Genomic DNA, 19,581 nt, shown 5'->3' with positions numbered 1-19,581 from the left:
CCATGGAGTCCTTGAACAATTTGATGTACGGCTTCGGCATCGCGCTCGAGCCGATGAACATCGCCTACGTCTTCTTCGGTGTATTTGCCGGTACCATCATCGGCATGCTGCCCGGTCTCGGGCCGATCAGTGCCCTGGCACTGATGATCCCGATCACCTTCGCCATGGAGCCCTCCTCGGGGTTGATCCTGATGGCTGGGGTCTACTACGGTGCCATCTTCGGTGGCTCCACCTCGTCGATCCTGCTCAATGCACCCGGCGTGGCAGGTACCGTAGCCACTTCCTTCGACGGCTATCCGATGGCTAAGCAGGGCATGGCGGGCAAGGCGCTGGCCATCGCTGCCTACGCTTCCTTCATCGGTGGCACCATCTCCATCGTGTTCCTGATGATGGTGGCTCCGCTGCTGGGCAAGGTGGCGGTGAGCTTCGGCCCGGCCGAATACTTCTCGCTGATGGTGCTGGGCCTGACGGCCGTGGTGTCGCTTTCCGACAAGTCACTGGTCAAGGGCCTGATTGCCGCCGTGCTCGGGGTGATGATATCGATCATGGGTATCGACCTGCAGACCGGTACCGAGCGCTACACCTTCGGTTCCGCCCACCTGCTCGACGGTATCGACTTCCTGGTGGTGGCGTTGGGTATCTTCGCTTTGGCCGAGGTCTTCTACATTCTGCTGCGTGGCGGTGGTGGCAAGGAACCTGCGCGCCGTGCCATCGGCTCGCTCAAGCTCACCAGGCAGGAGGTGCGCGAGATTGCTCCGCCCATCGCGCGTAGTTCGCTGCTGGGGTTCTTTACCGGTGTACTGCCGGGGGCCGGTGCGACCATCGGTTCGTTCCTCGGCTACAGCATGGAGAAGCGCCTGGCGAAGGACGGCGACACCTTCGGCAAGGGTAATATCAAGGGGGTGGCAGCGCCGGAAGCGGCCAACAATGCCGCCTGTACCGGCTCCTTCGTGCCGCTGTTGACGCTTGGCGTGCCGGGCTCGGGCACCACCGCGGTGCTGCTTGGAGCGCTGCTGATCATGGGCGTGTCACCGGGCCCGATGATGCTTGAACAGCGCCCGGACGTGTTCTGGGGCGTAATCGCCAGTATGTACATCGGCAACATCTTCTTGCTGGTGCTCAACCTGCCGCTGATTCCGCTGATCGCCAAGATCCTGGACATGCCGCGCCCAATGCTGCTCGCGCTGATCCTGATCTTCTGCATGGTGGGGGTCTACGGCATGAGCTTCAGCATCTTCGACCTGATGCTGCTGCTCGGTTTCGGCCTGCTGGGGCTTGGCATGCGACTGTTCGGCTTCCCCACGGCGCCGCTGATCCTGGCGCTGATCCTGGGAGCGATCATGGAGGAGTCCATGCGCCGTGCCTTGCAGATCTCCGGCGGCGATTGGTCGATCTTCATCGACAAGCCGATTTCCATGTGGCTGTTGATCATCGCAGCGCTGTCACTGCTGCTGCCGTTCGCCAAGCGCATGCTGACCAAGCGTGGACTGGCCAAGCAGCGCGGCTGAACCTCTCCTTCAATCCACCCAGTTTGCGGGGGCGTCGAGCGATCGACGCCCCCGCTCGCGTTTGTGGTTACGGCAGGGCGCACCTACGTGGTGCGAGCTGGTGGTGCAGGCGGTCTTTTACGGCGCAAGGTTTGCTTTTCGCTTGCACGACAGCAGTGCGTCAGGACCGATATTGCGAACGTAATTTTAACGTAATGGATTGTATATAAAGAGTTCTTCGGATTTCGCCGCATGATGGCGCAAGCTTTGCAAAGACAGGGAGCCTAGTGCTGCGCGGCCAATATCGGTCGTGCATGAACTTCACAACAAGTCCCTCCTGCAGGAGGGCGCAAGGAGGTTCGAGTGAACGCATCCCGTCGCATCATGCCTTTCCCCCTTCGTTCCCTGTCTTCACCGCTTCGCTGCGGGGCCGTCGCGCTGCTGTCAGCGGTAGCCCTTGGCGCCGCCAGTCAAGCGCTGGCCCAGGAAGACCCCATCAAGGTGGGTATCCTGCATTCCCTGTCCGGCACCATGGCCATCAGCGAGTCGACCCTGAAAGACACCGTCGAAATGCTGATCGAGCAGCAGAATGAGCAGGGTGGGCTGCTGGGCCGCCAGCTCGAGGCGGTGGTCGTGGACCCGGCCTCCAACTGGCCGCTGTTCGCCGAGCGAGCCCGCGAGCTGCTCGAGCAGCATGAGGTGGATGTGGTGTTCGGCAACTGGACCTCGGTTTCTCGCAAGGCGGTGCTGCCGGTATTCGAAGAGCTCAACGGGCTGTTGTTCTATCCGGTGCAGTACGAGGGCGAGGAGTCTTCCGAAAACGTCTTCTACACCGGGGCTGCCCCCAACCAGCAGGCGATCCCGGCGGTGGAGTACCTGATCAACGAGGTAGGCGTGGAGCGTTTCGCGCTGCTCGGCACCGACTACGTCTATCCGCGCACCACCAACCGTATCCTCGAAGCCTTCCTCAAGGAGGAGCATGGCGTCGCCGACGACGACATCCTGATCAACTACACGCCCTTCGGTCACTCGGACTGGCAGAACATCGTCGCGGAGGTGCGCCGCTTCGGCAGCGAAGGTAAGAAGACGGCGGTGGTCTCGACCATCAACGGTGACGCCAACGTGCCGTTCTACCGCGAGCTGGCCAACCAGGGCATCGATGCCGCCGACATCCCGGTCATCGCCTTCTCAGTGGGCGAGCAGGAGCTCTCCGGTATCGATACCGGTCCGCTGGTCGGTCACCTCGCCGCGTGGAACTACTTCATGAGTGTCGACACCGACGCCAACTACGACTTCATCGACGCCTGGATCGACTATACCGGCGACGAAGAAGCAGTGACCAACGACCCCATGGAAGCGCACTACATCGGCTTCAACATGTGGGCCGAGGCGGTGCGCAAGGCCGGTACCACCGATGTCGATGCGGTCAAGGATGCCATCATCGGCGTGACCGTACCCAACCTGAGCGGTGGCTATGCGGCGATGATGCCCAACCACCACATCACCAAGCCGGTGCTGATCGGTGAGGTGCAGGACAACGGCCAGTTCGACATCGTGTGGCAGACGCCTTCCACCGTGGCCGGCGATGCCTGGTCCGACTATCTGCCCGGCTCGCGTGACCTGATTGCCGATTGGCGCAAGCCCATGGAGTGCGGCAACTTCAACGTGGCCACCGGCCGTTGCGGTGGCAGCACCGCTGCGGAAGAGGCCGAAGCAGCACTGGCCGAGTAAGCCCTCATCCCCCGCTGCCAGGTGGCGGCGGGGGAGCACGCCTTCTCTACCGATTTCGAGGAACGCTCCGATGAGATATCCCCCCGTGCCCGGGCCAGCGGCGGCCAGGGTGAGGGCCGGCAGCGCTGCCCCCAATGATGACCGCGCGCCCACGACGATAGGCGCGTGGCTGATGGTTCTGGTTCTCGCCCTGATGCTGGCGCTCGGCCTCACGCTGGCCACTCCCGCTACCGCACAAGAGGCAGAGACACCCAGCGACGATACTGCGGCAATGGCGCTGCTCGAAGCACTGGACGTGTCGTCCTTTCCCGCCAAGGGTGAAGCCATCGAGGCGATCGTGCGCAGTGACGACCCTCGCGCCCGCGATTGGCTGCAGGCGTTGCTCGACGGGCGCCTGCAGCGTACCGGCGAAGGCAACTTCGTGGTGGTGCTTGATAATTCGGGCCGTGAGTGGCCGGTTGAGGATGCGCTGACGGGCGAGGCACTGGGCGAGATGTCGCGCCGAGACCTGGACCGCATCGGCATCAATAATTCACTGCGCAACCAGCTACGCAGCGCCATCGCCGTGGTAGATCTCTATGCCGCCGACATCGGGCTGCGCCGCGCTTCTGCCGAGAGGCTGCTGGGTGAAGTGGATGGCGACCTGGCGGGACCCCTGGCCGAGGTGATCGAAGAAGAACCGGATGCACGAGTGCGTGATCGCCTGGTTCAAGCCCTGGCCATTCATCGCCTGGAGCAAGGTGAGCTCGAGGCGATAGCCGACCTGCGCGGCAGCTTGCATCCCCGCGTGCGAGTGGCCCTCAACCGTGCCATGAATGGTGACGATCCGATCGTGGCCGACGCTGCCCGCGAGGCGTTGAACAGCGTCGAGCAGATGCTCAAGGTCAACCGTGCCGTGGAGACGCTCTACTTCGGCCTGTCTCTGGGCTCGGTGCTGGTGCTGGCGGCCATCGGCCTGGCCATTACCTTTGGCGTGATGGGCGTGATCAACATGGCCCACGGCGAGCTGATCATGCTCGGCGCCTATACCACCTGGGCCATGCAGCAACTGTTGCCCGGCCAGCCGGGGCTAGCACTGATCCTGGCGATTCCCGCCGGTTTCATGGTGGCGGCATTGGCGGGTATCGCCATCGAGCGTGGCGTCATCCAGTTCCTCAAGGGTCGTCCGCTGGAGACATTGCTGGCCACCTTCGGTATCAGCTTGATTCTGCAGCAGCTGGTACGCACCGTGATCTCGCCGCTCAACCGCACCGTGATCACGCCGGAGTGGATGAGCGGTTCGATCGCCATCAACGACGCGCTGTCTCTCACGCTCAATCGTATGGTGGTACTCGGCTTCGCCCTGGTGGTCTTCGCCGCGCTGATGCTGATCATGCGCCGAACACGGCTCGGCCTCGAGGTGCGGGCGGTGACCCAGAACCGCGCCATGGCGCGCTCCATGGGTATCCGCGCCACGCGGGTCGACATCCTGACCTTCGCCCTGGGCTCCGGGGTGGCTGGGCTTGCTGGGGTGGCACTGTCCCAGCTCACCAACGTGGGCCCCAACCTGGGGCAGAACTACATCATCGACTCCTTCATGGTGGTGGTGTTCGGCGGGGTAGGGAACTTGTGGGGCACCTTGGTAGCCGGGCTTTCGCTGGGCGTGATCAACCAGGTGCTGGAGCCCTGGGCCGGTGCCGTGATGGCCAAGATCATCGTGCTGGTATTCATCATCCTGTTCATTCAGAAGCGCCCCCGCGGACTCTTCCCGCAGAAGGGCCGGGCGGCGGAGGGCTGATCCATGGATTCTTCTCGATTCTGGCTGCTGCGGCCGTTCGGTGAGCGCTCGACACTGATCTTCCTCGGCGTGCTGCTGGCAGCCATGGCCCTGGTGACGCTGCTGCATGTGGCGGTGCCGCCTGGGCATCCGCTCTATGTCAGCGCTTATACCGTTAACTTGTTCGGCAAGTACCTGAGCTACGCCTTGCTGGCGGTGGCGGTGGACCTGGTGTGGGGCTATCTCGGTATCCTCAGCCTCGGCCACGGCGCCTTCTTCGCCCTGGGCGGCTATGCCATGGGCATGTACCTGATGCGCCAGATCGGCGACCGTGGCGTCTATGGCCATCCGGTGCTGCCCGACTTCATGGTCTTCCTCAACTGGGACAGCCTGCCGTGGTACTGGCTCGGTTTCGACATGGCTTGGTTCGCCTTTCTGATGGTACTGCTGGTGCCGGGAGCGCTGGCGCTGGTGTTCGGCTTCCTGGCGTTCCGTTCACGGGTCACCGGGGTGTATCTCTCGATCATTACCCAGGCGCTCACCTTTGCCCTGATGCTGGCATTCTTCCGCAACGAGATGGGCTTCGGCGGCAACAATGGCCTGACCGATTTCCGTGAGATCCTCGGCTTCAACCTGCGCAGCAGCGATACCCGGCTGGGGCTGTTCCTGGTCACCGGAATGGCGCTGGCGCTGGGCTACGTGCTGTGTCGGGCGATCGTGACGAGCAAGCTGGGTCGGGTATGCGTGGCGACCCGCGACGCCGAGGCACGCACGCGATTCCTCGGCTACCGGGTCGAACGTTTCCAACTGTTCGTGTTCGTGGTATCGGCCATGCTGGCGGGTCTGGCCGGGGCGCTCTACGTGCCTCAGGTCGGCATCATCAACCCCAGCGAGTTCTCGCCGCTGTTCTCCATCGAGATCGTGCTGTGGGTGGCGCTCGGCGGCCGGGCGACGCTCTACGGTGCGGTGATCGGCGCGATCCTGGTCAACTACGCCAAGACGGTGTTCACCGGCGTCATGCCGGATGCCTGGCTGTTCGCCCTGGGCGGGCTCTTCGTGCTGGTCACGGTGTTCCTGCCCAAGGGTGTGGCAGGACTCCTGGCATTGCGGCTGAGACGTCGGCGCGACGATGAGGCCTCACTCTCAGGCAAGGAGGCGACAGCATGAGTATTCTGCGTTCCCTGGCGCATCGCGACCGGGTCTTCGATTTCCTTGTGCCGGCGGCGTCGCCTGTCGATGTGCGCCACGGGCCGATCCTCTACCTCGAGGACGTCACGGTCAGCTTCGATGGCTTCAAGGCGATCAACGACCTCAACCTGACCATCGACGACGGGGAGCTGCGCTGCATCATCGGGCCCAACGGCGCCGGCAAGACCACCATGATGGACATCATCACCGGCAAGACCCGGCCCGACACCGGCAAGGTGTGGTTCGGCAGTCGTCACGACCTGCTGAGCATGAACGAGCCAGAGATCGCCAGCCTGGGCATCGGCCGCAAGTTCCAGAAGCCCACGGTGTTCGAGGCACTGACGGTGTTCGAGAACCTGGAACTGGCGATGGCTGCCGACAAGCGTATCCTGCCTACGCTGACGGCGCGTATGAGCGGCGAGATACGCGAGCGTATCGATGAGGTGCTGATGACCATCGCCCTGAGCGAACTACACCAGCGCCCCGCGGGTATTCTCTCCCACGGCCAGAAGCAGTGGCTGGAGATCGGCATGCTGCTGATGCAGAGGCCACGGCTGCTGCTGGTGGACGAGCCGGTGGCGGGCATGACCGAGCAGGAGATGGAGCGCACCGCCGAACTGCTTACCGGGCTTGCCGGCAAGCAATCGGTGGTGGTGGTGGAGCATGACATGGGCTTCGTGCGCTCCATTGCACGCAAGGTGACGGTGCTGCATCAGGGCAGTGTGCTGGCGGAAGGCAGCATGGATCAGGTGGCCAGCGACCCGCGGGTGGTCGAGGTCTATCTGGGGGCCGAAGCCGAGGAGGAGACGGTCTGATGCTCGCGGTCGACAAGCTCAACCAGTATTACGGCGAGAGCCACACCCTTTGGGATCTCGATCTCAGCGTGCCGGCGGGGCAGTGTACCTGCGTGATGGGGCGCAACGGTGTGGGCAAGACCACGCTGATGAAGGCGATCATGGGCGAGGTGGTAGTGCACTCCGGCAGTATTCGCTACGCCGATGATGTGGAATTGACCAGGCGGAGGGTAGAGGATCGCTCGCGGCTGGGCATCGGCTACGTGCCCCAAGGGCGCCAGATCTTTCCGCTGCTCACCGTGGAGGAGAACCTGCGTACTGGGCTGGCCGCCCGCGGTGATGGCCGGCGCACCATCCCGGAGCGGATCTATGAACTCTTCCCCGTTCTCGCTGAGATGAAGCATCGCCGCGGCGGCGACCTTTCCGGCGGCCAGCAGCAGCAGTTGGCGATTGGCCGCGCGCTGGTACTCGAGCCGCGGCTGCTGATCCTCGACGAGCCGGGAGAGGGCATCCAGCCCAACATCGTCACCCTGATTGGCGAAGTGATCCGCAAACTCATAGCCGAGGATGGCCTGACGGTTCTGCTTGTGGAACAAAAGCTGCCCTTTGCCCGCAAGTATGCCGATCGCTTTGCGATCATGGACCGCGGCCGTCCGGTGGCCGGGGGCAAGATCGCCGAGCTGACCGATACGCTGATCAAGCAGCACCTGACGGTGTAGGTGTGTGGCGCAGGTGCACCTCTTTTTGCACCAGAATGGTGTGCGATGAGGTCGCGTGCACCCACAAGGAGCGAGGGCGGCGCCTCGTCTGCACCAAGAATAAACGGCAGGCCCCTCGTTCGGCCTGCCGTTGTTCCTTTAATATCTTGTTTTCTAATGGATGTTCAAAGCATTCACCATTCTGGTACGGGCCTTGCTCAAAGCTGGGTAGACACGCCATGCCAGGACGCCCATGACCGCTTTCGAGACATCCACCTTCGCTGAGCCTTCGGCGGACTCCGGTCATCGCTTCGATGCCGAGCGCCACTGGGCGGCCTCGCTGGAGCTCGGTTTTGGCTTCCGTGACCGGGTCACGCGCATGGTAAAGGCGAGCCACCGCGGCCCGCTGCGTGTGCAACGGCCTTTTTATCCGGAAGGGTATGAGGGGGCCTGTCACGTTTATCTGCTGCATCCACCTGGCGGTCTGGTCAGCGGTGATGCGTTGAGCATCGCGGCCCGGGTCGAGCCGTGCGCCCATGCATTGCTGACCACTCCCGCCGCCAACAAGCTCTATCGCGCCGACAGCCACGGTGTGGCCTGGTCCCAACTGACTCAGCTAAAGGTGGCACCAGGTGCGGTACTGGAGTGGCTGCCCCAGGAAACCATCGCTTTCGATGGCTCACGAGGCGTTCAGGAAACGTGTATCGAGCTCGAGTCGGATGCGCGCTGCCTGGGCTGGGAAGTACTGGCCCTGGGCCGCCCGGCCAGCCACCTGCCTTACATTTCGGGCCGTATCGAGCAGCGCTTCCAACTGTTCCGCGACGGTAAACCGCTGTGGCTGGAACGCCAGCCGCTCGATCCCGCGCATCCGCGTTTCTCGGGGCGCTGGGGGCAGGGCGGGGCCAGCGTGCAGGCCACGCTGTGGGCGGTGGGGCTGGCCGACGAGGCTGGCGCCATCGAGAGGTTACGCGAGGCGATTACAGCGAGCCAGCGCTGGGCTGTGACCGTGCGTCATGGCGTGCTGCTGCTGCGCTATCTGGGGCATGAACGTAACGAGGCTTGGGAAATATGCCGGCAGGCCTGGACTTGCCTCCGGCCATTACTGATCGGCGTGCCTGCTCATCCACCCCGTATCTGGTTCACCTGACTGACCAGGAGATTCGCATGGAACTGACACCCAGAGACAAGGACAAGCTGCTGCTGTTCTCCGCCGCTCAGTTGGCCGAGCGGCGCCGGGCTCGCGGCCTCAAGCTCAACTATCCCGAGGCCGTGGCGCTGATCAGTTTCGAGATCATGGAAGGGGCTCGCGATGGCCGCAGCGTGGCCGACCTGATGAGCTACGGTCGCGAGATCCTCGGCCGCGACGATGTAATGGAGGGCGTGGCCGAAATGGTGCACGAAGTGCAGGTAGAGGCCACGTTTCCGGATGGCACGAAGCTGGTGACCGTGCACACTCCCATCGTCTAAAAATTGGCTGCACTCGGCCATGCCGTGTTGGCCCTAAGCGAAGAGGGAAGAAACTGATGATTCCCGGTGAGTATCAATTGAAGGACGGCGAGATAGAACTCTGCGCCGGGCGCGAGCGGATCTCCGTCGAGGTCGCCAATACCGGTGATCGGCCCATCCAGGTCGGCTCCCACTACCACTTTGCCGAAACCAATCCGGCCCTCGTCTTCGACCGTGCCAAGGCACGAGGTTTTCGCCTGGACGTGGCGGCGGGTACGGCGATTCGCTTCGAGCCCGGCCAGACCCGTGAGGTTACGCTGATTCCCTTTGCCGGCACGCGCCATATCTACGGCTTTCGCGGTGAAGTGATGGGCAAGCTGGATGGAGGTGAGGCATGAGTACCGGCTCTTCTGATAGCTCTTCAAATAGCATCAGCCGGCAGGCCTATGCCGATATGTACGGCCCGACCGTGGGTGACCGGGTGCGCCTGGGCGATACCGAGCTGTGGATCGAAGTGGAGCGCGACGCCACCCACTACGGTGACGAGGTCAAGTTCGGCGGCGGCAAGGTGATTCGCGACGGCATGGGCCAGAGCCAGCGCCTCGACGATACGGTAATGGATACTGTGATCACCAACGCCCTGATCCTCGACTGGTGGGGCATCGTCAAGGCGGACATCGGCATCCAGGCCGGCCGTATTGCCGCCATCGGCAAGGCGGGCAATCCGGACACACAGCCCGACGTGGATATCGTCATCGGCCCCGGTACCGAAGTGATCGCCGGCGAGGGCAAGATCCTTACCGCGGGCGGCATCGACGCGCACATCCACTTCATCTGCCCCCAGCAGGTAGAGGAGGCGCTGATGAGCGGCATCACCACCATGCTAGGCGGTGGCACGGGGCCGGCCACCGGCAGCAACGCCACCACCTGCACGCCGGGCGCTTGGCATCTCGGCAAGATGCTGCAGGCGGTGGACGACCTGCCGATGAACATCGGCTTTCTCGGCAAGGGCAACGCCAGCCTGCCCGAAGCCTTGGAGGCACAGCTCGAGGCCGGCGCCATGGGCCTGAAGCTGCATGAGGACTGGGGCACCACGCCCGCTTCCATCGACAATTGCCTGAGCGTGGCCGAGCGCTACGACGTGCAGATCGCCATCCATACCGACACCCTCAACGAGTCGGGTTTCGTCGAGGATACCCTGGCCGCCTTCAAGGAGCGCGGCATCCACACCTATCACACTGAGGGCGCCGGGGGCGGCCATGCGCCGGATATCCTCATCGCCTGCTCCAAGCCCTACGTGCTGCCGTCGTCGACCAACCCGACGCGGCCCTATACGGTCAACACCATAGACGAGCATCTCGACATGCTGATGGTGTGCCATCACCTCGACCCGAACATTCCCGAGGATGTGGCCTTCGCCGACTCGCGCATTCGCCGCGAGACCATCGCCGCCGAGGACATCCTGCAGGACCTGGGCGTGATCTCGATGATCGCCTCGGACTCCCAGGCCATGGGCCGTGTCGGGGAAGTGGTGTGTCGCACCTGGCAGACCGCTCACAAGATGAAGGTGCAGCGCGGCCTGCTGCCGGAGGACGAGGCGCTGGGCGCCGATAACTTCCGTGCGCGGCGCTACATTGCCAAGTACACCATCAACCCGGCGATCACCCACGGCATCAGCCATGAGGTGGGCTCCATCGAGGTGGGCAAGCTGGCCGACCTGGTGCTGTGGAGCCCGGCCTTCTTCGGCGTCAAGCCGGCGCTGATCCTCAAGGCAGGCATGATTGCGGCGGCCCCCATGGGGGATCCCAACGCCTCGATCCCCACGCCGCAACCGGTGCACTACCGCTATATGTTCGGTGCCTTCGGCCGTGCTGCCAGCCAGACGCGGCTGACCTTCGTCAGCCAGGCGGCACTGGACGCCGGCATCAAGGAGCGGCTGGGGCTCGCCAGCGCGCTGGCGGCGTGCAAGAACGTGCGCGGGGTGCGCAAGGGCGACATGAAGCTCAACGACGCCTGTCCCGAGCTCAGCGTCGACCCGCAGACCTACGAGGTGCGCTGCGATGGCGAGCTGCTGACCTGCGAGCCGGCCACAGAGCTGCCATTGGCGCAGCGCTACCACCTGTTTTGACCATGACTACATCGCCAAGCCAGCTTGTCATCGCGAAACCGCGCGTGACCGCAGGAGTCCGCCCGAGGGGGGCAGGGTTTCGGTCACGTGGCGTTGAGCGAGGGCAAGGCTGGCGGCCAGCGAAGAGGCCATACCGATGCTGAAACTGATTGAACGCCTGGGGCCCATCGAGGCGGGCCAGGCCACCGATATCCTGACGCTGCCCTATGAGCTGCGTATTCGCGGCAGGCTGAAGGCAATGAGCGACGCCGGCCGCGAGCTGGGCCTGTTCCTCGACCGCGGACCTGTGCTGCGCGACGGCGAGGGGCTACGTGCCGAGAGCGGCGAGATCGTGCGGATCAAGGCGGCCATCGAACCTGTCGTCACGGCGCGCGTGGCCATCGGCCTGCCGCTGGCACGGCTCGCCTATCACCTGGGCAACCGGCACGTGCAACTGGCGCTGGGCGAAGACGGGCAGGGAGGTTACGTACGCTTCCCGCCGGACCATGTACTGGAAGAGCTGGCCGAGCTGCTGGGGGCGGGCCTGGAGCGACACGAGGCACCGTTCGACCCCGAACCGGGCGCGTACAACCAGCTCGGCCACTCCCATGCACACGACCACGACCACGGTCATGGGCACAGTCACCATCATGGACATGGCCACAGCCATGCCCACTGAGGCGTCCCCATCAGGGATAGCGCAAGGCGACGACCTGGCGCTGCTGGGCTTGCTGCAGCTGGTCAGCCCGGCACTGCCGATCGGTGCTTTCGCCTTCTCCCAAGGGCTGGAAAGCGCCTTCGAGCTGGGCTGGGTGAACGATGAGGCGAGCCTTGGTGAGTGGCTGGAAGGCGTACTCGCCGATGGACTGACCCGCTGCGAGCTGCCTGTTCTGGCGCGCCTGCAGCAGGCCTGGGCGGCAGAAGACGGTGAGGCGATAGCCCATTGGGACTGCTGGCTTGCCGCCAATCGCGAGACCGCCGAGCTGGCTGCGGAGGACTCGCGTCTGGGCGCCTCGCTGGCCCGGCTGCTGGGCAGCCTTGGGCTTCTGCCCACAGATCACCCGAGCGCGGCGCTTGCTCTGCCCGCGGGGTCGGGCTATGTGACCGCCTTCGCCTGGGCCGCGCAAGTGCGTGGCGTGGCCCCGCGTCAGGCCATGCTCGGTTTCGCCTGGGCCTGGCTGGAGAACCAACTGGCGGTGGCCTGCAAGGCGCTGCCGCTGGGGCATACCGCCGCCCAGCGCTTGGTCGAGCGGCTGCGCCCGGCGCTGGTGGTCGCGGTGGACGAAGCGCTCGAATTCGGTGACGATGAGCTCGGCCCGGCGCTGCCCGGTCTGGCCTTGGCCAGTGCGCTGCACGAAACCCAGTATTCACGGCTATTTCGCAGTTAGTGCTCAATAACCAGGAGAACGACATGACACATTGCCTACGCGTCGGCGTCGGCGGCCCGGTGGGCTCCGGCAAGACGGCCCTGCTCAAGCAGCTCTGCCTGGCGCTGCGCGACTATTACGACATCGCCGTGGTCACCAACGATATCTATACCCGTGAGGACGCCGACTTCCTGTTGCGCCACGAGGCGCTGCCTGCCGATCGCATCCTCGGCGTGGAGACCGGAGGCTGCCCGCACACGGCGATCCGCGAGGATGCCTCGATGAACCTGGCCGCCATCGACGAGCTGCAGGAGCGGCATCCGAACCTCGAACTGGTACTGGTGGAGTCGGGTGGCGACAACCTGTCGGCCACCTTCAGCCCCGAACTTTCCGACCTGACGCTCTACGTGATCGACGTTTCCGCCGGCGACAAGATCCCGCGCAAGGGCGGGCCGGGCATCACCAAGTCGGACCTGTTGATCATCAACAAGATCGACATCGCCGAGCAGGTACACGCCTCGCTGGAAGTGATGGAGCGCGACTCGAAGAAGATGCGCGGCGAGCGTCCGTTCGTATTCACCAACCTCTACGACGGGGTGGGCCTTGAGACGATCATTCAGTTCATCCTCGACCGCGGCATGCTGCCGGAGCGCCGGCCCCAGGTCCAGCCGGCCAGCGCCTAATCCTCTTCAATTCACTCTCGTAATCGGCAAGGAGATCGCCATCATGAAAACGTCTTGTTCCAATCCTTCTCGGCTAGCCCTGCTGGCAGTGCCGGCGCTGCTGCTCTGCGCCGGTCTGGCCGTGGCGCACCCGGGGCACGATCATGCCCATGGTGGCGGTTTTGCCGCCGGCCTGGCCCATCCGCTGCTGGGACTCGACCACTTGCTCGCCATGCTGGCAGTGGGTTTGTGGAGCCTGCGCCAGAGTCGCGCCTTCAGCCTTGCCGCGCCGTTGCTGGCTGCTGGCGGTATGTTGCTGGGGGCGGGGCTGGCCTGGGCCGGGTTTGCGCTTCCTGGCGTGGAGTTCGGCATCGCCATGTCGGTGCTGCTGGCTGGGGTGCTGATCGCCGCGCTGGTCAAGGTACCTGCCGCTATCGGTGCCTGTGTAGTGGTACTGTTCATGCTCTTCCACGGCCATGCCCACGCTAGCGAGATGCCTCACGGGGCGTCGATGCTGGCCTATCTGGCCGGCTTCACCCTGGCGACCCTGGCCATTACCTACGCGGGCCGTTCGGCGGGTACGTTCCTCATGGCGCGTGAAAATCGCATCCTGCGGGCACTGGGCGTGGCGATCGCCGCTGCCGGTGCACTGTTCGCGTTCGGTTGAGCCACCTTGCGCCCTATGTCACGCCCGGCTCAGCCGGGCGTAATGTCTGGCGATGGCGTATTAGCAAAGTTGACAGGAAGCGTGCCTCCACCCAGCTTGAAGGGAACCGATTCGGGTAAGGAGGGCACATGGATACGCTACTGCTGGCGATAAAGATCCTCATTACACTGCTGGTCGCGGTTCTTTTCGTGCAGAACATCGTTCTGGTCGAGGTGCGGTTCCTGGCTTGGGGCGCACGCATGCCATTGGCACTGCTGCTGCTGGTGATCTACGTGCTGGGCATGGTCAGTGGTAAGTCTCTATTTCACCTGCTGAGTCGCCTGCGCACGCGTCGCTCACGCCATTGAGACGTGTATCAATCCACATGGGTGACGGCCTCACGTCGGGGGTCGACATACCACGGCAGGCCACGTCGGGCGTTGTATTCGAGCTCGGCGATCACTTGGGCGCCGAGCAGCAGGATCATGGCACCGACCTCCAGTGTCAGCAGCACCACGATGATGGTGGCCAGTGAGCCGTAGACCACGTTGACCAGGGAGACGTTGAGAAAGTAGAACATCAGCAGAAAGCGTACGCCCTCCCACAGCAGCGCCGCGATGAAACCGCCCACTATCGCTCTTTTCAGCGCTATCCTGACTACCGGCAGCACCTTGTAGATGGCGCTGAAGAGCATAAATACGCCCAGGAAACTGAACAGGTTGAGCAGGGGGTCAGAGAGACCTGCCAGCGGCATGTCGCGCCCGGCCACCACTTGCCACAGGGTGCCGATCGCCTCGGCCAGGGCCACCATCAGGGTGAGCGCGGCCAGTCCGGCTCCCAGTACCAGCATGAACAGGTAGGGCAGCAGCACCGAGACCCAGACGCTGCGCTTGGGGTGCACCTCCGGCGTATGGAAGATGATGGCCAGCGCATCTTCCAGCATGCGGAAGGCGAAGGAGCTGAACACCAGCAATACCAGGATGCCGAATAACCCAATCACGTCGCGCGAAGCCAGCAGGGTGCGCACAGCCTCCATCAGGCCCTCGGCATGGGCGGGAGCCAGGTGGACGACCTGCACGCTGAGCACCTCCAGCAACACTGCCTCGTCGACGACCTGGGTCAGCAGCACGGCAAGCAGGGCGAAGAGGGGCACGATGGAGAGCAGGATGTTGTAGCCGACGCCACCGGCCAGCAGGATGCCTCGATTGCGCAGGAAGGCAGCCAGGACTCGCCACAGAAAGGCGCCAGCTCGTGGTATCAGGACGAACATGACGCGCTGCGACCTAGGGGCTCGTGGCATGGTGTGGGTCGCTCCCTGTACCGGTTTCAGGATCCTGCTGGTTAAGGTATTCGTGCTGGGCAGTGGCAACAAGCCTACCACTTGGCTGGATGCTTTCCTCAGGTCCGCTACACTGGGGGCTGACGGTGGCCAGAGAGCCGCCATGTCGACCATCCTGAACTGGGCAGCAAGGAGAGCTGTATGCGCAATATCATCTATATTATCGGCCTGATCGTAGTGGTGCTGTTCATCCTGTCCATGCTTGGGCTGCGCTAGGACCGGGTGGATGACCCGACGTCATGGCCGGCGTTCTCGTCGGTCGTGATGTGACGTCAGCTTCCTGCGAGCAGTCGCTCCACCAGGCCATGCAGCTGTTCCTGATTGAAACGGCTGCCGTCCGAGTTTGGCGTCGGATCGGCTGTGATGGCGATGGTAAGTGCGCGCGACGGGATCACGTAGAGCCCCTGCCCGCCAAAACCGCGCCCGTAGTAGACATCTTCTCCCGCCAGTGTCGTGATGAACCAGCCGTACCCGTAGCTGTCGCCCGTCCAGCGCGAGGTGCCGTGTGGCTGCCAGGACGCCTCGACCCATCCTTTGGGCAGCAACCGGACACCATCGATCGTGCCGCCATGGCGGTAGAGTTCACCTATCTGTATCAGGGCTCTGGGTGACAGAGCCATGTCGTTACCGCCGAAGTAGATGCCTTGCGGGTCCTGAGGCCAGGATGGGATGGCGATGTCGAGCGGCTCGCCGAGCAGGCGCCGGGCCAGCGCCAGGGTGCTTTCACCACTTGCCTCGGTAAGGGCGGCCGACAGCAAGTGGGAGCTGCCGGTGGAGTAGAGCATCTCGCCGCCGGGTCGGGCAACGAACGGTCGGTTCAGCACATCGGCCACCCAGTCGCTGCTGGCGACCCAGGCTCCGTAGTTGTTGCCCGAGGTGCGCTCGAGCCCTGCCTGTAGCGTCAGCAGATGTTCGACAGTGATTTCGTCGATGCGAGGATCGGCCTGGGCAGGTACCCGTGGACCGAGCAGTTCCACGATCGGCTGGTCGACGCCTTCGATCAGGTTGGCCTCGATGGCCGCGCCGACCAAGGCTGCCAGTACGGTCTTGGACAGCGACTTGATGTTGACCGGCTGGTTGGTATCGGGGCCACCTATCCGGTGCTCTAGGACGATCTCACCCCGTTCGGCGACTAGGATGGCATGCAGACGTGAGATGGCTTCCGCTTCGTCTGCCAGACTCGCCAGGGCTTGCTCGCTCACACCGTCCCGCGCGTCTTGTTGCGCCAGGGCTTGTTGCGATGGCGAGCCGATCAGCAGCAGGCACAGCGCCGGCAGCAGAAAAGAGAGCCATAGTGGAAGCCAGCGATGGTTAAGGTGGCGTGCAAGGGCAGCTAGGATATTCGACATGCCTGTCTTCTCTCCTGTCATTCCATTCTTCTATTCGAGAATCGCATACTGCCGGAGGTTCCGAGCGTGACAGGCTTATCCGTACCCATACGTATCGGGAGGTAGACATGGAACATCGACTTTACCTGCTACGCTGGCTGGGGGCTGGATTGTGTGTCCTGCTGCTGACCGCTTGTGTCGGCCGTGTGGTGCCGCCCGCGCCTCATTCGCTCACGGAGCCTGTCGATATCTACCTGCTCGACCATGGTCGCCATGCCAGCCTGGTACTGCCGCGTGAGGAAGGCGGCATGGTGCGCTACAGCTATGGCGAGTGGCGTTGGTACGTCGAGGGGCGACGCCACCTACCGGCTGGAGCCGCGGCCATGCTGTGGCCTACCGCCGCCGGGTTGGGGCGAGGCGTGTATCCGGAGATAGACTCGCCCGCACAGTTTCATCGACTGGCGCCGGAGGGGTTGACCGATGTCTACCCGCTTCAAGCCGAGGCGGGGCGCGTTCAGGCCTTGCGACAGCGGCTCGATGGGCACTTCGAGCGAGCCGCCGGCGAGCCGGTGCCAAGTGAAGAGTTCGGGCTGGAGTTCGTTCCTTATCCGCGGCGGTACTCGGCCGCCCATCAATCGAACCTGGTCGTTGCGCGTTGGTTGCACGCACTGGATGTCGAAGTCGATGGTTCGCCCTGGTTTTCCAATTGGCGAGTTGCGTCGCGTTGAGCCGGGTGCTCGCCGCTCGTCATGGGGTGTGTGGCTGAGCTATCCGCAGACGCTTCCTTTCACCTATGGATATGGCTATGTATGCTGAGGAAGGAGCGGTGCGTGGCTGGCGCCCTGAGGCGGCGGCTCATATGGACCATCAGGAGGGTCTAGCCCATGTCGGAGACACCCGAGAGCCCACTGTACAAGGAGAAGCGCGTCATGGCCTTGGTAGCCGTGGCCGTGCTCGCCATCATCTGGGCGATCTTTGCGCATAACAGTGCCAGCGATCATCGAGAACGCAGTGAAGCGCTCGAAGAGCAATTGGCGGCACTGGAGGGAGAGCATCAGCAACTGGTCGCGGAACTCAACGAGCGCAATCAGGCCGGAGAAGATATCGAGGCGCAGCAGTCACGGCTGGCCGAACTCGAAGAAGAGCGACAGTCGGTAGAGGCTGCCATGTCCGAGGAGCGCCAGGCTGTCCGCGACGAGATCGAGCGGCTCGAGGCCGAGGCGTCCAATACGGAGTCTCGTCTTGCAGGGTTGCAGGAGCAGCAGTCAGCGCTGCAGAGCGAGCTGGAGGCCCATCGCGGCGAACAGTCCGAGATGGAAGAGACCCTCACAGCGCTGCGCGATGACTATCAGGCCGTGAATCAGGCGCGTGATGATGCCGAATCGGCACGCCAGGATGCGGAAAATGCCCGTCAGGAGGTAGAAGCGGCGCGTCAGGCCGCCGAAGACGAGCGCCAGCAAGCGGAAGAGGCGCGGCAACAGGCCGAGGCCGAACTCGAGCAGATTACCAATGAGCTGGAACGGATGCGTGAAGAGGCCGAGAGTGCCGAACAACGACTCGCGGCTCTCAACGAGGCAATAGAAGAGCGGCAGCAGAGCCTCGAAGCGTTGGAGAACGATATCGAAGCACTTGAGACCTGGCGTAGCGAGGTCGAAAGCGAAGTCGGCGAGATTCGCGATGAGCGTGACGCTGCCACGTCCGAGCTCGAGTCGATTCGTGAGGAGCGCGATGAACTGGCTCAGGATATCGAGTCGGGCCGCAGCGAGATCGAGGAAACCGAAGCCTTGGTCGAACGTCGCCAGCAGCAACTCGAGCAGGTCGAGGCGCAGCTGGCACAGTGGCGCGATGCGTTGTCCGAGCTCGAACTGCGCACTGAGTCAGCCGGGCAGGGCCAACAGCAGGATCAGCAAGGGCAAGCTCAGGAGGAGGGGGAAGCTGTCGATGCCGAAAGTAACTGATCGCGTAGGATAAGAGCGCTGCGGCGGGCTACGGCTCGCCGCAGGTCGTTTCAGGCCATGTTCGTGAGAGCCATGCCAGGCGTTGGCGTCGGCGCGTTATACTGTCCAGACAGACGAAGAGGCACTCGTTGCACACGTCATCAAACAAGGAGTCGGTCGTGATCGAAGGGGTCAAGCATATCGTGGCGGTGGCATCCGGCAAGGGTGGGGTGGGCAAGTCCACCGTTACCGTCAATCTGGCGCTGGCCATGGTGGCCGAAGGCTATCGGGTGGGTATCCTCGATGCCGATATTCATGGCCCCAGCCAGGCCCAAATGCTGGGTGTGGCTGAAGGCGTGCGGCCCCAGCAGGCCGGCGAGAACAAGTTCAGGCCGCTGGAAGTGCATGGCGTACAGGCCATGTCCATGGCCTTCATGGTCGACACTCGGGAGCCCATGGTGTGGCGCGGCCCGATGGTAGCCGGCGCCTTTCAGCAGTTGCTGACCCAGACGGCATGGAAGGATCTCGACGTGCTGTTCATCGACATGCCGCCGGGCACCGGCGACATCCAGTTGACCTTGGCGCAGAAGGTGCCGGTGGATGGGGCCGTGATCGTCACCACGCCGCAGGACATTGCGCTACTGGACGCCCGCAAGGGGATCGAGATGTTCCGCAAGGTCAACGTTCCGGTACTGGGCGTGGTGGAGAACATGAGCCTGCACGTATGCTCCAACTGCGGCCATGCCGAGCCGATCTTCGGGGAAGGCGGTGGCGAGCGTATCGCCGGTGAATACGATACGCGCGTGCTGGGCAGGCTGCCGTTGGCCCTGTCGATCCGCGAGCAGGTGGACGGTGGACGGCCCACGGTGGTTGCCGAACCGGAGGGGGAGGTGACCGGAACCTTTCGCGACATGGCGCGGCAGATTGCCGAGACACTCAAGGGCAAGTCGGCAGACGAAGGGCCCAGCATCTCGTTCAGCGATTGATTCCCTTGGGCCTGCTGGCCCGTTTAGCGCAGGCTCGTGACGCCTGATGCCAGGGCCGCTATGATAGCGGCCCTGGGCTAGGTCTAGCCTGGTTAATTCTTCGGCACAA

At 63.7% G+C, this 19,581-nt stretch carries 20 protein-coding genes; 18 read left to right on the top strand and 2 right to left on the bottom strand.

All coding sequences use genetic code 11. The features are described 5' to 3' along the window. Nucleotides 1-2 precede the first annotated feature (2 nt). From SPH52_RS18885 to SPH52_RS18815, 15 genes are all read left to right on the top strand, one after another. On the top strand, nt 3-1,508 hold the full coding sequence (locus SPH52_RS18885; RefSeq protein ID WP_411796600.1) for a tripartite tricarboxylate transporter permease: 1,506 nt from the start codon (nt 3-5) through the stop codon (nt 1,506-1,508). 363 nt (nt 1,509-1,871) lie between these two features. After that, the gene (gene urtA, locus SPH52_RS18880) at nt 1,872-3,218 is read left to right on the top strand and encodes an urea ABC transporter substrate-binding protein (protein WP_411796618.1); all 1,347 of its coding nucleotides are present in this window, start codon (nt 1,872-1,874) and stop codon (nt 3,216-3,218) included. A 172-nt stretch (nt 3,219-3,390) separates the two neighbouring features. Further along, the gene (urtB, locus tag SPH52_RS18875) at nt 3,391-4,995 is read left to right on the top strand and encodes an urea ABC transporter permease subunit UrtB (protein WP_411796617.1); all 1,605 of its coding nucleotides are present in this window, start codon (nt 3,391-3,393) and stop codon (nt 4,993-4,995) included. 3 nt (nt 4,996-4,998) lie between these two features. Then, a complete protein-coding gene (gene urtC, locus SPH52_RS18870) occupies nt 4,999-6,141 on the top strand; it encodes an urea ABC transporter permease subunit UrtC (protein ID WP_411796599.1) in 1,143 nt (380 codons plus the stop codon). Beyond that, nucleotides 6,138-6,977 (top strand): urea ABC transporter ATP-binding protein UrtD, encoded by an 840-nt coding sequence (urtD, locus tag SPH52_RS18865; RefSeq protein WP_411796598.1) that lies wholly within the window; start codon nt 6,138-6,140, stop codon nt 6,975-6,977. The genes urtC and urtD overlap by 4 nt, the downstream gene beginning before the upstream one ends. Next, complete coding sequence (gene urtE / locus SPH52_RS18860; protein WP_411796597.1) at nt 6,977-7,675, top strand: urea ABC transporter ATP-binding subunit UrtE; 699 nt, start codon at nt 6,977-6,979, stop codon at nt 7,673-7,675. The genes urtD and urtE overlap by 1 nt, the downstream gene beginning before the upstream one ends. 232 nt (nt 7,676-7,907) lie before the next feature. Beyond that, nucleotides 7,908-8,801 carry an urease accessory protein UreD gene (locus tag SPH52_RS18855; RefSeq protein ID WP_411796596.1) on the top strand — a complete coding sequence of 298 codons (894 nt, stop codon included), beginning with the start codon at nt 7,908-7,910 and terminating at the stop codon, nt 8,799-8,801. A gap of 17 nt (nt 8,802-8,818) precedes the next feature. Further along, nucleotides 8,819-9,121: an urease subunit gamma gene (locus SPH52_RS18850; RefSeq protein WP_181513186.1), complete on the top strand. Its 303-nt coding sequence runs from the start codon at nt 8,819-8,821 to the stop codon at nt 9,119-9,121. 56 nt (nt 9,122-9,177) lie between these two features. After that, nucleotides 9,178-9,498, top strand: a complete 321-nt coding sequence (locus SPH52_RS18845) for an urease subunit beta (RefSeq protein WP_411796595.1) — start codon at nt 9,178-9,180, stop codon at nt 9,496-9,498. After that, nucleotides 9,495-11,228 (top strand): urease subunit alpha, encoded by a 1,734-nt coding sequence (gene ureC / locus SPH52_RS18840; RefSeq protein ID WP_411796594.1) that lies wholly within the window; start codon nt 9,495-9,497, stop codon nt 11,226-11,228. Before SPH52_RS18845 ends, ureC begins: the two co-directional genes overlap by 4 nt. A gap of 136 nt (nt 11,229-11,364) precedes the next feature. Further along, nucleotides 11,365-11,886: an urease accessory protein UreE gene (gene ureE / locus SPH52_RS18835; protein ID WP_411796593.1), complete on the top strand. Its 522-nt coding sequence runs from the start codon at nt 11,365-11,367 to the stop codon at nt 11,884-11,886. Continuing rightward, on the top strand, nt 11,876-12,595 hold the full coding sequence (locus tag SPH52_RS18830; protein WP_411796616.1) for an urease accessory protein UreF: 720 nt from the start codon (nt 11,876-11,878) through the stop codon (nt 12,593-12,595). The genes ureE and SPH52_RS18830 overlap by 11 nt, the downstream gene beginning before the upstream one ends. 23 nt (nt 12,596-12,618) lie before the next feature. Next, nucleotides 12,619-13,257: an urease accessory protein UreG gene (gene ureG, locus SPH52_RS18825; protein ID WP_411796592.1), complete on the top strand. Its 639-nt coding sequence runs from the start codon at nt 12,619-12,621 to the stop codon at nt 13,255-13,257. Between the two features lie 43 nt (nt 13,258-13,300). Then, entirely contained in the window at nt 13,301-13,903 is a 603-nt protein-coding gene (locus tag SPH52_RS18820) for a HupE/UreJ family protein (RefSeq protein WP_411796591.1), read from the top strand. 128 nt (nt 13,904-14,031) lie between these two features. Beyond that, nucleotides 14,032-14,250, top strand: coding sequence for a lipopolysaccharide assembly protein LapA domain-containing protein (locus SPH52_RS18815; RefSeq protein WP_411796590.1), 219 nt, complete (start codon nt 14,032-14,034; stop codon nt 14,248-14,250). An 8-nt stretch (nt 14,251-14,258) separates the two neighbouring features. Here SPH52_RS18815 and SPH52_RS18810 read toward each other — a convergent pair whose 3' ends face one another. Next, on the bottom strand, nt 14,259-15,182 hold the full coding sequence (locus SPH52_RS18810; protein WP_411796589.1) for a YihY/virulence factor BrkB family protein: 924 nt from the start codon (nt 15,180-15,182) through the stop codon (nt 14,259-14,261). Nucleotides 15,183-15,493: 311 nt separating this feature from the next. Beyond that, nucleotides 15,494-16,570 carry a serine hydrolase domain-containing protein gene (locus tag SPH52_RS18805; protein ID WP_411796588.1) on the bottom strand — a complete coding sequence of 359 codons (1,077 nt, stop codon included), beginning with the start codon at nt 16,568-16,570 and terminating at the stop codon, nt 15,494-15,496. Nucleotides 16,571-16,677: 107 nt separating this feature from the next. On the opposite strand from SPH52_RS18805, the gene SPH52_RS18800 reads away from it, so the two are divergent. The 3 genes from SPH52_RS18800 (at nt 16,678) to apbC (ending at nt 19,472) form a co-directional block, all read left to right on the top strand. After that, nucleotides 16,678-17,277, top strand: a complete 600-nt coding sequence (locus tag SPH52_RS18800; protein WP_411796587.1) for a hypothetical protein — start codon at nt 16,678-16,680, stop codon at nt 17,275-17,277. Between the two features lie 156 nt (nt 17,278-17,433). Beyond that, nucleotides 17,434-18,507 (top strand): hypothetical protein, encoded by a 1,074-nt coding sequence (locus tag SPH52_RS18795; protein ID WP_411796586.1) that lies wholly within the window; start codon nt 17,434-17,436, stop codon nt 18,505-18,507. 161 nt (nt 18,508-18,668) lie between these two features. Continuing rightward, nucleotides 18,669-19,472 (top strand): iron-sulfur cluster carrier protein ApbC, encoded by an 804-nt coding sequence (gene apbC, locus SPH52_RS18790; RefSeq protein ID WP_411796615.1) that lies wholly within the window; start codon nt 18,669-18,671, stop codon nt 19,470-19,472. Nucleotides 19,473-19,581: the final 109 nt, after the last annotated feature.

The sequence above is a fragment of the Halomonas sp. A29 genome (assembly GCF_046723295.1).
GTDB lineage: Bacteria > Pseudomonadota > Gammaproteobacteria > Pseudomonadales > Halomonadaceae > Halomonas.
Note: the sequence above shows the minus strand (reverse complement) of the source record. Positions and strands in the feature narration are given on the sequence as shown.

What these genes read in the sequence shown, in the direction of transcription:
- SPH52_RS18820 (WP_411796591.1), top strand. Translation starts at nt 13,301, where the DNA reads ATGAAAACGTCTTGTTCCAATCCTTCTCGGCTAGCCCTGCTGGCAGTG.
- SPH52_RS18815 (WP_411796590.1), top strand. Translation starts at nt 14,032, where the DNA reads ATGGATACGCTACTGCTGGCGATAAAGATCCTCATTACACTGCTGGTC.
- ureE (WP_411796593.1), top strand. Translation starts at nt 11,365, where the DNA reads ATGCTGAAACTGATTGAACGCCTGGGGCCCATCGAGGCGGGCCAGGCC.
- urtC (WP_411796599.1), top strand. Translation starts at nt 4,999, where the DNA reads ATGGATTCTTCTCGATTCTGGCTGCTGCGGCCGTTCGGTGAGCGCTCG.
- SPH52_RS18830 (WP_411796616.1), top strand. Translation starts at nt 11,876, where the DNA reads ATGCCCACTGAGGCGTCCCCATCAGGGATAGCGCAAGGCGACGACCTG.
- SPH52_RS18885 (WP_411796600.1), top strand. Translation starts at nt 3, where the DNA reads ATGGAGTCCTTGAACAATTTGATGTACGGCTTCGGCATCGCGCTCGAG.
- SPH52_RS18805 (WP_411796588.1), bottom strand. Translation starts at nt 16,570, where the DNA reads ATGTCGAATATCCTAGCTGCCCTTGCACGCCACCTTAACCATCGCTGG.
- ureC (WP_411796594.1), top strand. Translation starts at nt 9,495, where the DNA reads ATGAGTACCGGCTCTTCTGATAGCTCTTCAAATAGCATCAGCCGGCAG.
- SPH52_RS18855 (WP_411796596.1), top strand. Translation starts at nt 7,908, where the DNA reads ATGACCGCTTTCGAGACATCCACCTTCGCTGAGCCTTCGGCGGACTCC.
- SPH52_RS18795 (WP_411796586.1), top strand. Translation starts at nt 17,434, where the DNA reads ATGTCGGAGACACCCGAGAGCCCACTGTACAAGGAGAAGCGCGTCATG.
- urtA (WP_411796618.1), top strand. Translation starts at nt 1,872, where the DNA reads ATGCCTTTCCCCCTTCGTTCCCTGTCTTCACCGCTTCGCTGCGGGGCC.
- ureG (WP_411796592.1), top strand. Translation starts at nt 12,619, where the DNA reads ATGACACATTGCCTACGCGTCGGCGTCGGCGGCCCGGTGGGCTCCGGC.
- SPH52_RS18850 (WP_181513186.1), top strand. Translation starts at nt 8,819, where the DNA reads ATGGAACTGACACCCAGAGACAAGGACAAGCTGCTGCTGTTCTCCGCC.
- SPH52_RS18810 (WP_411796589.1), bottom strand. Translation starts at nt 15,182, where the DNA reads ATGCCACGAGCCCCTAGGTCGCAGCGCGTCATGTTCGTCCTGATACCA.
- urtE (WP_411796597.1), top strand. Translation starts at nt 6,977, where the DNA reads ATGCTCGCGGTCGACAAGCTCAACCAGTATTACGGCGAGAGCCACACC.
- urtB (WP_411796617.1), top strand. Translation starts at nt 3,391, where the DNA reads ATGGTTCTGGTTCTCGCCCTGATGCTGGCGCTCGGCCTCACGCTGGCC.
- SPH52_RS18845 (WP_411796595.1), top strand. Translation starts at nt 9,178, where the DNA reads ATGATTCCCGGTGAGTATCAATTGAAGGACGGCGAGATAGAACTCTGC.
- SPH52_RS18800 (WP_411796587.1), top strand. Translation starts at nt 16,678, where the DNA reads ATGGAACATCGACTTTACCTGCTACGCTGGCTGGGGGCTGGATTGTGT.
- urtD (WP_411796598.1), top strand. Translation starts at nt 6,138, where the DNA reads ATGAGTATTCTGCGTTCCCTGGCGCATCGCGACCGGGTCTTCGATTTC.